This is a genomic window from Sinorhizobium fredii, from assembly GCF_002944405.1.
GTDB classification, from domain to species: Bacteria; Pseudomonadota; Alphaproteobacteria; order Rhizobiales; family Rhizobiaceae; genus Sinorhizobium; species Sinorhizobium fredii_C.
In genome coordinates, this window is record NZ_CP024307.1 from 3,871,693 (window position 1) to 3,884,266 (window position 12,574).

Annotated in this window: 9 protein-coding genes; 4 read left to right on the forward strand and 5 right to left on the reverse strand. The window is 63.3% G+C overall.

What is annotated here, in order from left to right:
• Positions 1-24 precede the first annotated feature (24 nt).
• The gene (locus tag NXT3_RS19025; protein ID WP_097539622.1) at positions 25-807 is read right to left on the reverse strand and encodes a DeoR/GlpR family DNA-binding transcription regulator; all 783 of its coding nucleotides are present in this window, start codon (positions 805-807) and stop codon (positions 25-27) included.
• Positions 808-1,077: 270 nt separating this feature from the next.
• Here NXT3_RS19025 and NXT3_RS19030 point away from each other — a divergent pair, with 270 nt between their 5' ends.
• The 3 genes from NXT3_RS19030 (at position 1,078) to NXT3_RS19040 (ending at position 3,394) form a co-directional block, all read left to right on the forward strand.
• A complete protein-coding gene (locus tag NXT3_RS19030; protein ID WP_097539683.1) occupies positions 1,078-1,851 on the forward strand; it encodes an amino acid ABC transporter substrate-binding protein in 774 nt (257 codons plus the stop codon).
• A 104-nt stretch (positions 1,852-1,955) separates the two neighbouring features.
• On the forward strand, positions 1,956-2,636 hold the full coding sequence (locus tag NXT3_RS19035) for an ABC transporter permease subunit (protein ID WP_097526078.1): 681 nt from the start codon (positions 1,956-1,958) through the stop codon (positions 2,634-2,636).
• On the forward strand, positions 2,633-3,394 hold the full coding sequence (locus tag NXT3_RS19040) for an amino acid ABC transporter ATP-binding protein (RefSeq protein ID WP_037418262.1): 762 nt from the start codon (positions 2,633-2,635) through the stop codon (positions 3,392-3,394). The genes NXT3_RS19035 and NXT3_RS19040 overlap by 4 nt, the downstream gene beginning before the upstream one ends.
• Positions 3,395-3,723: 329 nt before the next feature.
• Here NXT3_RS19040 and pyc read toward each other — a convergent pair whose 3' ends face one another.
• Entirely contained in the window at positions 3,724-7,179 is a 3,456-nt protein-coding gene (gene pyc / locus NXT3_RS19045) for a pyruvate carboxylase (protein WP_104839868.1), read from the reverse strand.
• 184 nt (positions 7,180-7,363) lie between these two features.
• Positions 7,364-8,104 (reverse strand): helix-turn-helix transcriptional regulator, encoded by a 741-nt coding sequence (locus tag NXT3_RS19050; protein ID WP_037390409.1) that lies wholly within the window; start codon positions 8,102-8,104, stop codon positions 7,364-7,366.
• 368 nt (positions 8,105-8,472) lie between these two features.
• Between NXT3_RS19050 and NXT3_RS19055 the strand changes: the two genes are divergently transcribed.
• Positions 8,473-10,230: a glucan ABC transporter ATP-binding protein/ permease gene (locus NXT3_RS19055; protein ID WP_097539624.1), complete on the forward strand. Its 1,758-nt coding sequence runs from the start codon at positions 8,473-8,475 to the stop codon at positions 10,228-10,230.
• A gap of 572 nt (positions 10,231-10,802) precedes the next feature.
• Here the strand turns inward: NXT3_RS19055 and NXT3_RS32480 are convergent.
• Together NXT3_RS32480 and NXT3_RS19065 are read right to left on the reverse strand one after the other, a co-directional pair.
• Positions 10,803-11,099, reverse strand: a complete 297-nt coding sequence (locus NXT3_RS32480; RefSeq protein ID WP_234819763.1) for a nitrilase-related carbon-nitrogen hydrolase — start codon at positions 11,097-11,099, stop codon at positions 10,803-10,805.
• A gap of 161 nt (positions 11,100-11,260) precedes the next feature.
• Positions 11,261-12,415 carry an OpgC family protein gene (locus tag NXT3_RS19065; protein WP_097526076.1) on the reverse strand — a complete coding sequence of 385 codons (1,155 nt, stop codon included), beginning with the start codon at positions 12,413-12,415 and terminating at the stop codon, positions 11,261-11,263.
• Positions 12,416-12,574 lie beyond the last annotated feature (159 nt).

Genomic DNA, 12,574 nt, shown 5'->3' on the forward strand with positions numbered 1-12,574 from the left:
GCCGTTCGGGCTGTGCCGCGATGCTCATCCGGCGCGCTCGCCCGCAAGAACGACACGTGCCCCTCGCGCGGTGAATGCGGCGATCTCGGCTTCCGGTGCATCCGCCTCGAGGATGAGAGTCGAACCGGCGTCGATACCGACCACGGCATGCGGCGCGGCCGTGCCGAGCTTGTCCGTCGTGATGGCGGCAAGCACCGAGCGGCTGCGCGAGGCGATCAGCCGCTTGAATTCCGCATCCTCGAAATGGAAGGCCGTCAGCCCCGCCTCGGCGTCGGCACCGCATGTCCCGAGAAGGCAGAGATCGGGCCGCAGCAACGCGGCGTCACGTTGTGCCCTCGCCCCGACCGCCGCGCCGACCGCACGGTCGAGGGGTCCGCCGATCAGGATAAGGTCGAGCCCCGGCTTTTCCATCAAGGCGGAGGCGATCAGCGGCGTGTTGGTGACGATCGTCGCCGTGAGGTCCGGGGCGATCACCCGGGCGATCGCCAGATTGGTCGAGCCCGCATCGACAAACACGGTCATGCCGCGCTCTATGAAGCCGACCGATGCCCGCGCCAGCACCGCCTTGCGTTCCGAAGCGAGCGCCGCTCGCTCGCTTAACGAGCCTGCGTCCGGAGCGATCGGCAGGGCGCCGCCATAGACGCGCTCGCAAAGACCAGCCGCGGCCATTTCGCGCAAGTCGCGCCGAATCGTGTCGTCGGAAACGTTGAGTTCGCGCGCGAGATCCGCCGCCAGAACGCGGCCATTGGTTCTCAGGCGCTCCCGGATCAGGGATTTTCTTTCGCGGAGCAGCAGTTCGATCGCCATTTTCCTAATCGTGAAAAAACGTGCATGAATCGCTTTAAACGTGAGTACCAGTCTTGCCGTGCAGTTTCAACCTTGGATCATTGGGAACAGGCACGCCGCCTGAAGGTTCTAATGGGGTCCGTTCCGGCGGCGGACGGTTCGCCTGAGAAAATATTCTACCGAACCGGCTGGGGATTGGTCTTTTATGCGCTCTGGCGGCCTGGATTTTGTGCGAGTCTCGCCCGCAATCCGGATGACGGGCCGGAGAACAACAAAGATGGAAACAAGACAATGAAGCTCCTTCCGACACTTTTCGCTGCCGCCCTGCTGCAACTTGCCGCCTTTGCGCCGGCCGAGGCAGGGTCGAATCTCGACGACATCAAATCGGCCGGCGTGCTGAAGATCGGCACCGAGGGCACCTATGCCCCCTTCACCTATCATGATGCGAACGGCACGCTCGTTGGCTTTGACGTCGAGATCGGCCAGGCGGTCGCCGAGCGCCTCGGCGTCAAGGCCGAGTTCCTCGAAGGCAAGTGGGACGGCCTGATCGCCGGCCTCGACGCCAACCGCTACGACACCGTCATCAATCAGGTCGGCATTACCGAGGAACGCAAGAAGAAATACGACTTTTCCGAGCCCTATATCGCTTCCAAGGCGGTGCTGATCGTCAAGGCCGACAACGAGGAGATCAAGGACTTCCCCGACTTGAAGGGCAAGAAGTCGGCCCAATCGCTGACCAGCAACTTCGGCAAGCTTGCGCAAGCCTCGGGCGCCGAGCTCGTCGGCACCGACGGCTTCGACCAGTCGATCCAGCTCGTCTTGACCGGCCGCGCCGACGCGACCATCAACGACAGCCTGTCCTTCCTCGACTTCAAGAAGCAAAAGCCGGACGCCCCCGTGAAGGTCGCTGCCGAGCAGGCCGATGCCGACTATTCGGGCATCATCATCCGCAAGGGCGAACCGGAGCTGCTCGAAGCCATCAACAAGGCGCTCAACGAAATCAAGGCCGACGGCACCTACGAGAAAATCTCGCAGAAATATTTCGGCGCTAACGTGTCCAAGTAGCGCCGGCGAGCGGAAAGGCGCTTCCCACTTTTCCTGATCTCGCCCTATGAGTTACGATCCGTTCCGGCCCCGGAGCGGATCCGCGCGTCTTGAAAGGCTTCCCCTTGCCCAACTGGCTGAACCTCATGGCGGAATCGCTGCCGACCCTGCTTTGGGCCGGCTTGATCTTCACGGTGCCGCTGACCCTGCTCTCCTTCGTTCTCGGGCTGCTGCTGGGCCTCGTCACCGCCATCGTCAGGCTGTTCGCACCGGCGCCCCTCGTCGCCGTGGCGCGCTTCTATGTCTGGGTAATCCGCGGCACGCCGCTGCTCGTTCAGCTTTTCGTCATCTTCTACGGCCTGCCGAGCCTCGGCATATTGCTCGACGCCTTTCCGGCGGCGCTGATCGGCTTCACGCTGAACATCGGCGCCTACACGTCCGAGATCATTCGTGCGGTGATCTCCTCCGTGCCGCGCGGGCAATGGGAAGCCGCCTATTCGATCGGGATGAGCTGGAGCCAGGCGATGCGCCGGACAATCCTGCCGCAGGCGGGCCGCGTTGCCGTGCCGCCGCTGTCGAACACCTTCATATCGCTGGTCAAGGACACCTCGCTCGCCGCGGCGATCACCGTACCGGAGCTCTTCCAGACGGCGCAGCGCATCGTCGCCACGACCTATGAACCCCTGATCCTCTATATCGAGGCAGCGCTGATCTATCTTGTGATGAGTTCCGTGCTTTCCGCTCTCCAGGTGAGGCTGGAGAAACGCTTCGCCCGCTATGGCGGTTTCCTGGAGGCGCGCGCATGATCGAGCTCACGCACATCGTAAAGCGCTTCGGCACCAACGCGGTCCTGAACGACATCAGCGTCAGCCTGGCGGAAGGAACCGTCACAGCCTTGGTAGGCCCCTCCGGCGGCGGCAAGAGCACGCTTCTGCGCTGCGTCAACCTGTTGGAAATCCCGACCAGCGGCGCAATCCGCCTCGGCGACGAGCGGCTTGACTTCGCCCCCGGCCGCAAGGTCGGCTGGCAGGCGATCCAGCGGCTGCGCCGGCAGACCGGCATGGTGTTCCAGAACTTCCAGCTCTTCCCGCACCAGACCGCCCTCGGCAACGTCATGGAAGGCCTCGTCACCGTTCTCAAATGGCCGGCCGACCGGGCCCGCACCCGGGCGCTCGAACTCCTCGAAAAGGTCGGCATGGCCCACAAGGCCGATGCCTGGCCGGCGACGCTCTCCGGCGGCCAGCAGCAGCGCGTGGCAATCGCCCGGGCGCTCGCCCCCTCGCCGCGCGTTCTCCTCTGCGACGAGCCGACCTCTGCGCTCGACCCGGAATTGGCGGAAGAAGTGGTGGAGGTGCTCAGCCGCCTCGCGCGCGAAGGCACGACGATGATCATGGCCACCCACGACCTCCGCCTCGCCTCCCGCGTCGCCGATCACGTCGTCTTCCTCGACGCCGGCGTCGTCGTCGAAAGCGGCCCGCCGCGCAAGATTTTTTCGACGCCAGAGCGGGAGCGCACGAAAAGGTTCATCGCCTCGCTCAGTGCGCCGATGAGCTATGATATCTGAGAGAATGTTCGCCGTGACGACGGCTTTCCCATGGCACGGCTGCGCGCACGCTTAGCAGGGAGGGCATCTCCCCTCTCCATCGTCATCCTCGGGCTTGACCCGAGGATCCACACGCAAGCATCCGGTCCATCGCGTTCCGAACCCAGTCGCAAGGGTCCTGCGTGTGGACCGCTCCGTGAAGGTTGCAGCTCGTGCATGGATCCTCGGGTCAAGCCCGAGGATGACGACGGGGGAAGCTGGGCTCCGCTGCAGACCGTTGCCACCTTCGCCTTACAGCAAATACAAACGGCCGGATCACTCCGGCCGTTTGTATTGAAGGGTTGCCCCTATCAGCCAAACACCACCAGCAGATCCTTGGCATCGATCTGATCGCCGGCCCGGACCAGCACCTCGGCAACGACGCCATCCTTCTCGGCGTGCAGCGCCGTCTCCATCTTCATCGCCTCGATGGAGAGCAGCACGTCGCCGGCCTTGACCGGCTGGCCGGGGTGAACCGCGACGGTCGAGATGACGCCCGGCATCGGCGCGCCGAGATGGGCGGCGTTGCCGGCTTCGGCCTTGCGGCGGATGGCGGCGGAAGCGCCACGGTTGCGGTCCGGCACCTTGATCGAGCGCGGCTGGCCGTTCAGTTCGAAGAACATCTTTACCATGCCCTTCTCGTCAATCTCGCCCTGCGCCTGGTTGAGGATGACCAGCGTCTTGCCCTTCTCGATATCGGCGAAGAGCTCCTCGCCCGGCGCCATGCCGTAGAAATAGGCGGGCGTCGGCAGCACGCTGACCGGACCATAGGTCTCGCAGGCCTGCGTATAGTCGGTGAAGACCTTCGGATACATCAGGTAGGAAGCGAACTCGAAGTCATCGACGCTGCGGCCGAGCTTCTCCTCGATCGTCTTGCGTTCCGCGTCGAGATCGGCCGGCGGCAGCAGCGAACCCGGCACCGCCGTATAGGGCGCCTCGCCCTTCAGCGCCTTCTTCTGCAGCGCCTCCGGCCAGCCGCCCGGCGGCTGACCGAGGTCGCCCTTCAGCATCGACACGACCGAATCCGGGAAGGCGATGTCCTTCGCCGGGTTCTCGACGTCGGCAACCGTCAGGTCCTGGGAGACCATCATCAGCGCCATGTCACCGACCACCTTCGAGGACGGCGTCACCTTGACGATGTCGCCGAACATCTGGTTGGCGTCGGCATAGGCCTGCGCCACCTCGTGCCAGCGGGTCTCGAGGCCGAGCGAGCGGGCCTGTTCCTTCAAATTGGTGAACTGGCCGCCGGGCATTTCGTGCAGGTAGACTTCAGAGGCCGGCCCCTTGAGGTCGCTCTCGAAGGCCGCATATTGGTGGCGCACCGCTTCCCAGTAGAACGAGATGCGGCGGATCCACTCCGGGTTCAGCCCGGGGTCGCGCTCGGAGCCCGACAGCGCCTCGACGATCGAGCCGAGGCAGGGCTGCGAGGTGTTGCCGGAAAGCGCATCCATCGCCGCGTCGACGATATCGGCGCCGGACTCGACCGCCGCCAGCACCGTCGCGGCGGCGATGCCGGACGTGTCGTGCGTGTGGAAGTGGATCGGCAGGTCGGTCGCGTCCTTCAGTGCCTTGAACAGCACCCGGGCGGCGGCCGGCTTCAGGAGACCGGCCATGTCCTTGACGGCGATGATATGGGCGCCGGCCTTCTCCAGCTCCGCCGCGAGATCGGTATAGTATTTGAGGTCGTATTTTGGCCGGGCGGAATTCAAAATGTCGCCGGTGTAGCAGATCGCCGCCTCGCAGATCTTGTTCTCCTCGGCGACCGCATCCATCGAGACGCGCATGTTGTCGACCCAGTTCAGGCAGTCAAAGACGCGGAACACGTCGATGCCGCCCTTGGCCGCCTGGCGAACGAAGTATTTGACGACATTGTCCGGATAGTTCTTGTAGCCGACGCCGTTGGCGCCGCGCAGCAGCATCTGCAGGAGCAGGTTCGGCGCGCCCTCGCGCACCATCGCCAGCCGCTCCCACGGGTCCTCGGTCAGAAAGCGCATCGACACGTCGAAGGTGGCGCCGCCCCAGCATTCGAGCGAAAACAGGTTCGGCAGCGCCCTTGCATAAGTGCCGGCGATCCGGGCGATGTCATAGGTGCGCATGCGCGTCGCCAAGAGCGACTGATGGCCGTCGCGCATGGTCGTGTCCGTCAGCAGCACCTGCGGCTGCGCCTTCACCCATTCGGCGAATTTCTTCGGCCCGAGCGCGTCGAGCTTCTGCTTGGTGCCGGGCTTCGCCTCGCCATTGATGAACGGCACGACCGGGGCGGCGATATCGTCGTTCGGCTTCGGCCGGCCCTTCGCCTCCGGATGGCCGTTGACGGTGACGTCGGCGAGGTAGGTCAAGAGCTTGGTGGCGCGGTCCTGGCGCTTCACCTGCTGGAACAGCTCCGGCGTCGTGTCGATGAAGCGCGTCGTGTAGCTGTTGTCCTTGAACTTCGGGTGACCGATGATCGCCTCGAGGAAGGTGAGGTTGGTGGCGACGCCGCGGATGCGGAATTCGCGGAGCGCCCGGTTCATCCGCTGGATCGCCTCGTCCGGCTTCGGCGCCCAGGCGGTGACCTTTTCCAAAAGCGGATCGTAGTAGCGGGTGATCACCGCGCCGGAATAGGCGGTGCCGCCGTCAAGCCGGATGCCGAAGCCGGTGGCGCCGCGATAGGCGGTGATGCGGCCATAATCCGGGATGAAGTTCTGCTCCGGATCTTCCGTGGTGATGCGGCACTGCAGCGCATGGCCGTTGAGGCGGATGTCCTGCTGCTTCGGCACGCCCGATTCCGGCGTGCCGATGGCAAAGCCGTCGAGGATGTGGATCTGCGCCTTGACGATATCGATGCCGGTGACGACCTCGGTCACCGTGTGCTCGACCTGGATGCGCGGATTGACCTCGATGAAGTAGAATTTGCCGGTGTCGGCATCCATCAGATACTCGACCGTGCCGGCGCCGATATAGTTCGTCGCCTCGGCGATCTTCAGCGAGTAATCAGCGAGTTCCTGGCGCTGGGCCTCGCTCAAGTAGGGCGCCGGGGCGCGCTCGACGACCTTCTGGTTGCGCCGTTGGATCGAGCAGTCGCGCTCGAAGAGGTGCACGACATTGCCGTGCGTATCGCCGAGAATCTGGCTTTCGACGTGGCGAGCCCGCTCGACCAGCTTTTCCAGATAGACCTCGTCCTTGCCGAACGCGGCCTTGGCCTCGCGCTTGGCCTCGGTCACCTCGCGGATCAGGTCCTTGGGGTCGCGGATCGCCCGCATGCCGCGGCCGCCGCCGCCCCAGGAGGCCTTCAGCATCACCGGATAGCCGATCTCATCCGCAAGCCGCTTGATCTCGTCGGGATCGTCGGGCAACGGCTCGGTCGCCGGCACGACCGGCACGCCGATGGAGATCGCCAGGTTGCGGGCCGCCACCTTGTTGCCGAGCTGGCGCATCGTCTCCGGCTTCGGTCCGATGAAGGTGATGCCGTTTGCGGCACAGGCCTCGGCGAATTCCGGGCTTTCCGACAAGAGCCCGTAGCCCGGATGGATGGCGTCGGCGCCCGACAGCTTGGCGACGCGGATCACCTCGTCGATCGACAGATAACTCTCGATCGGCCCGAGGTCGCGGGCAAGATGCGGGCCGCGTCCGACCTGATAGCTCTCGTCCGCCTTGAAACGGTGCAGTGCCAGCTTGTCCTCCTCAGCCCATATCGCGACCGTTTTAAGCCCCAGCTCATTGGCCGCGCGGAAGACGCGGATGGCGATTTCGGAACGGTTGGCAACAAGGATCTTCGAAATGGACAAGTCGGACTCCTCATAGACTTGGAAACGCGGAATGCTGCACCCGCGAAAAGAACTATTAGCGAGTCAAGGAATGAAGTGCAATTTCAGATGCGACACGAAGCCTAACCCATTGGGTCATGGCGGAGCTTCGGATCGTACGGACAGTTCCAGAAGGAGTCTGGGGCGGCGATTTTTACTTGAGAAGCTAGGAGATCAGCCCCAGCCGGAAGGCGATGGCAACCGCGTGATGGCGGTTCTTCGCCTTCAGCTTTTCCTGGATGCCGTTCATGTACCAGTCGACCGTGTGGCTCGAAATGTCGAGCACCTTGCCGATGTCGTTGGAGGTCATGCCGTCGGCGAGATAGTTCAGCGCCTCCATTTCGCGCCGCGTCATCTGCACCTCGACGCGCGAGACGAGCTCCGCCATGATCTCCGGATCGGTCAGCTCGAGCAGTTTCCAGAACAGCCGCTTGGCGATCGCGTCGAAAAGGCTCAGTTCCACCGGGCTCAGATCAACCACCCGGCCGCCGACGGTCAGGTTGCCCATCAACCCGCGCCGGCCGTGCACGGGAAAGATGTAGCCGTCGAAAAGCCCGTGATTGCGGGCCTCGACCATCATGCTTTCCATGCGTTTGCGGTGCGGGTCGGAGCGGAAGGCGACGAGCGTGTCGCGCCAGCGGAAGCCGCGCTGGGCGTGGCCGAGATAGCGGATCGTCGGGTCGATGACGACATATTTCTTGCGGATGTAGATCTGCGGCCAACCCTCCGGCCATCGGCCGGCGAGCAGCAACCGCAGCGGGTTCTCGTGCGGCTTGGGCTGGCGCACGACGCCGTAAAAATCGAAGCCGCAGCGGTCGAGCAGCCGTTCGAACTCGGGCAGGATTTCCTCGCGCGTCTTCATCTCCTCCAGAAGCGCCAGAAACTGTACGAGCAACGTTATATTCATGGAACACCCTGTGGTCGGAACGGACAGCGAGCGCTTGCGAATTCTTCTATGAACACGCCGTTCAGAAGCCATTCATGTTGCAACCGCGATAATTCTTCTTATCACGCCCGGTCCTGTACGAAACCTGCAAAAAATCGGAGTCGTGGCAAGAGATTGCGAACGATGGATCGTCCACCAATTCCTCCCTTGGACCGGATGATCAAGCCGTCTGATTTGCCCGCTCCGCGTTTTCCGCAGGTTTTTCTCAAGGGCCGTCTCGCGCGGCTTTGTCGGTCTACCAGGGCAATCCTGCGCTGATCGGCAAGGGCGCAACGCAGTGCCGCAGGACTGTTGCGGCAGAAAATCCGATGCCCAGAAGGGGTGAGACAGTGTCTTTATTCCAGGTGTATGCAAGAGCGCTTCAGTATCTTGCTGTCCACAAATTTCGTGTCGGGGCGATCGTCATCGCCAATATCGTCCTGGCTGTCATCACGATCGCCGAACCCATCCTCTTCGGCCGTATCATCGACGCGATCTCCACGCAGAAAGACGTCGCGCCGATGCTGCTTATGTGGGCCGGCTTCGGCGTCTTCAACACGATCGCCTTCGTGCTCGTCTCCCGCGGAGCCGACCGCCTTGCGCATGGCCGCCGGGCGACGCTGCTGACGGAAGCCTTCGGCCGAATCGTCTCCATGCCGCTCTCCTGGCATAGCCAGCGCGGCACCTCCAATGCGCTGCACACGCTGCTGCGTGCCTGCGAGACCCTCTTCGGCCTGTGGCTCGAATTCATGCGCCAGCACCTTGCGACCGCGGTGGCGCTCGTACTGCTGGTGCCGACCGCCTTCGCCATGGACTTCCGCCTGTCGATGGTCCTCGTCGTGCTCGGCGCCGCCTATGTGCTGATCAGCAAGGCCGTGATGAAGCGCACGAAGGATGGCCAGGCTTCGGTCGAGAACCATTATCATACGGTCTTCTCTCACGTCTCCGACTCGATCAGCAACGTTTCCGTGGTTCACAGCTACAACCGTATCGAAGCGGAAACGCGGGAACTCAAGAAGTTCACCGAGCGGCTCCTCTCCGCGCAGTTCCCGGTGCTTGACTGGTGGGCACTGGCGAGCGCACTCCACCGCGTCGCCTCGACCATCTCGATGATGGCGATCCTCGTGATCGGCACCGTCCTGGTGCAGCGCGGCGAACTGGGCGTCGGCGAGGTCATCGCCTTCATCGGCTTCGCCAACCTGCTGATCGGCCGTCTCGACCAGATGAAGGCCTTCGTGACGCAGATCTTCGAGGCGCGCGCCAAGCTCGAGGACTTCTACAAGCTCGAAGATTCGGTCCGCGAACGCGATGAACCGGCCGGCGCCCAGGAACTCACCCGCGTCGTCGGCGAAGTCGAGTTCCGCGACATCTCCTTCGACTTCGCCAACTCCGCTCAGGGCGTGCGCAACGTCTCGTTCACGGCCAAGGCCGGCCAGACGGTCGCGATCGTCGGCCCGACCGGTGCTGGCAAGACAACGCTCGTCAACCTGCTGCAGCGGGTCCATGAGCCGAAGCACGGCCAGATCCTGATCGACGGCGTCGATATCTCGACGGTGACGCGCAAGTCGCTGCGCCGTTCGATCGCCACCGTCTTCCAGGACGCCGGCCTGATGAACCGCTCGATCGGCGACAACATCCGCCTCGGCCGCGAGGATGCTTCGCTGGAAGAAGTGATGGCCGCCGCCGAGGCTGCCGCCGCGAGCGACTTCATCGAAGGCCGCCTCAACGGCTACGACACGATGGTCGGCGAGCGCGGCAACCGGCTCTCCGGCGGCGAACGCCAGCGGATCGCCATTGCCCGCGCCATCCTCAAGAACGCGCCGATCCTGGTGCTCGACGAGGCGACCAGCGCGCTCGACGTGGAAACCGAGGCGCGCGTCAAGGAGGCGATCGATGCGCTGCGCAAGGACCGCACCACCTTCATCATCGCCCACCGCCTGTCGACGGTGCGCGAGGCCGACCTGGTAATCTTCATGGATCAAGGCCGGATCGTCGAAATGGGCGGCTTCAGCGAACTCAGCCAGAGCAACGGCCGCTTCGCGGCGCTGCTCAGGGCAAGCGGTATCCTGACGGACGAGGATGTCCGCAAGAGCCTCACGGCGGCGTGACGCCCATCTTGCCTGCGAACAAACGAATGCCCCGGACCCGTTTCGGGGCATTTCCTTTTGGGGCAATGCGATGGCCGCGGAAGGCGCATGTGCTTCTCGTCCGCGCGAGGTTAATAGACGCTCCTGTCTAGGCTTCTCGGGTCGTCCACCATCTTTTCCCGGTAAATGTCTCCCTGCCTTGCCTTGGCATGCCAGGGGCGCGCTCTTTGAAGCGCGATTTCATAAGCTGGATCTGCCCGATCGAGCATTGCTACCGCGAGGCTCGGCTCAAGTGCGTCCGAGCCTCGACTGATCCACCTCCCATCGGTGCCGATCATCCCACCGGCCCCCTCATGGGCAGCCTGTGCTGGCGTCACGGCCGCTATCCAGACGCAGTTCAGCCCCGCATACGCCTGCAGCGCGATTTGGAAATGTGGGGAACTGCCATAGGAGGAAAATAGAACCGCATCGACACCAAGACGCTCGTACTCGGCGAATATCTCCGGAAATTGCGACTCGATGCACACCGCGCAGCCGAACGATAACCATCGACCTCGAACGTGACCGGCTGCAGTCCTAGCGTATACCAGCCGTCAAGCTCGCAGAGATCTCTTATCGTATCTCGTCAGCAGCTTCCCATCGTCCGCGAACACGTAGAGGCCGTTGTGCGGCGGGTAGGTTCCGCAGAGCCGATGCGCAGCACCGACGACAGCAAAGATGCGGAATTGCCTGCAGACTTCGGCCATACCCCGAAGCGCGGTTTCCTGTCGATCCCAATCGAAGTCCCGCCAATGATCAGGACTTCCTATTTGCGCCTTCCCGTAGCCCGACAGCGCGCCTTCGCAGAAGCTGATCAGCCGCGCGCCTTGAAGCGCCGCGCTCCTGATCATCTCGCCTATTGCAGTTGCGTTTTGCGAAATCGCCGCCGATGCCGGGGTCTATGCTGTGGGCACTTTCAAGGAATGAGCCCTCCACATCCGCTAATCGATGAGGCCTCGGACGCATCTTACGCCACATCGAATTCATGCAAATCGACCCAATCCGTGCGCTCTTATGCCACCCTCAGCGGCTTCGTACTCCCTACCTCCTTCAGCCAGTCGAGGTAATAGGCATAGACGAAGTGCAGGCCGATACCGGCGACGACGAAGAGGGAGCCGATGATCGGGTTCTTGCCGGTGACGAAGAGCAGCACCTGCCCCGCCATGGCGAGGATCGTTCCGAAGATGAAAACCGCCAGGGAATTGCGCCCGATCATTACCAGCGGATGATTGGTGTCGAGCCGCGTCAGGCGGCTGACGAGTGGAGTGATCGCCAAAAGGTAGGAAAGCGCCAGCACGTGCAGCAGCCGCGTCAGCGACAGGAAGGTCTTGTCGAAGCCGGTGAGCACTGCCGGCAGGCCGAAGGAAAGGTCGATGTTCCACCAGGAAAACAGCACCCAGGCGGCCGATATCATCAGATAGGCTGCGGAAGGCGCGATCAGCCACCAGCTGCGCGGCAGGCTGCCGCCGCGGCGCACATGGGTCATCGCGATGATCCCGATCACGAACAGGAACTGCCAGGACCACGGATTGAGGAACCAATAGCCCTCGTCGAGGAAATTGTACGGCACCAGCTTGAAGCAGCCGGCGGCCAGCCAAAGCGTTGCCGAGAATCCGAACAGCAATCGCGGGCTGACGGCATTCAGCCACAGCATGCCGGGCAGCATCAGGAACAGCACCGCATACATCGACAGGATGTTGTTGTAGCCGAGCTGGTGGCCGAGCAGCACCATGGCGACGATGCCCTGCTCGGCCTGATCGACGATCGGGCGGATGTTGATCTCGCCGATCAGATCCTGGCGGCCGAAATAGAGGGCGCCGCCGGCGAAGATTGCCAGCGTCACCACGCTCGTCATGATATGCGCGACATAGAGCGTCAGCGCCCGCCGCCACACCTTCAGGGTCAGCGCCAACCGCGCGCCCGCCACGAACCGGCCGCAATAGGCGACGCCGACCGAAAGGCCGGAAATCAGCACGAAGGCCTCTGCCGAGTCGGAAAAGCCGATGTTCTTGTGGGTGAGGTATTCGAGATACTGGCCCGGAACGTGGTTGATGAAGATCGTCAACAGGCAGAGCGCTCTAAACACGTCGAGGCGTGTGTCGCGCCCTGTCGTGACCGGGGCGGTTCCGATCCGGTCTATGCCGCCCCAAGAAGTCTTTTGCAGCATGCGGTCCTTATCCGGGATTTGGCGCCCCGCCCCACCCCTTGTTGAAAACCGGACGCCGCCGCCCTCAAAGGGCGCTTGGCAGCGTCGATGAAATCGCGGCCCGAAAGTCAGGGCGCGCTCCAAAATTGGCGCAAAGAGAAACCGGCCTCGCACGTTCGG

Bases quoted from the DNA above. Each gene is read 5' to 3' on its own strand.
- NXT3_RS19030 (WP_097539683.1), top strand. From the start codon at position 1,078: ATGAAGCTCCTTCCGACACTTTTCGCTGCCGCCCTGCTGCAACTTGCC.
- NXT3_RS19025 (WP_097539622.1), bottom strand. From the start codon at position 807: ATGGCGATCGAACTGCTGCTCCGCGAAAGAAAATCCCTGATCCGGGAG.
- NXT3_RS32480 (WP_234819763.1), bottom strand. From the start codon at position 11,099: ATGATCAGGAGCGCGGCGCTTCAAGGCGCGCGGCTGATCAGCTTCTGC.
- NXT3_RS19050 (WP_037390409.1), bottom strand. From the start codon at position 8,104: ATGAATATAACGTTGCTCGTACAGTTTCTGGCGCTTCTGGAGGAGATG.
- NXT3_RS19065 (WP_097526076.1), bottom strand. From the start codon at position 12,415: ATGCTGCAAAAGACTTCTTGGGGCGGCATAGACCGGATCGGAACCGCC.
- NXT3_RS19040 (WP_037418262.1), top strand. From the start codon at position 2,633: ATGATCGAGCTCACGCACATCGTAAAGCGCTTCGGCACCAACGCGGTC.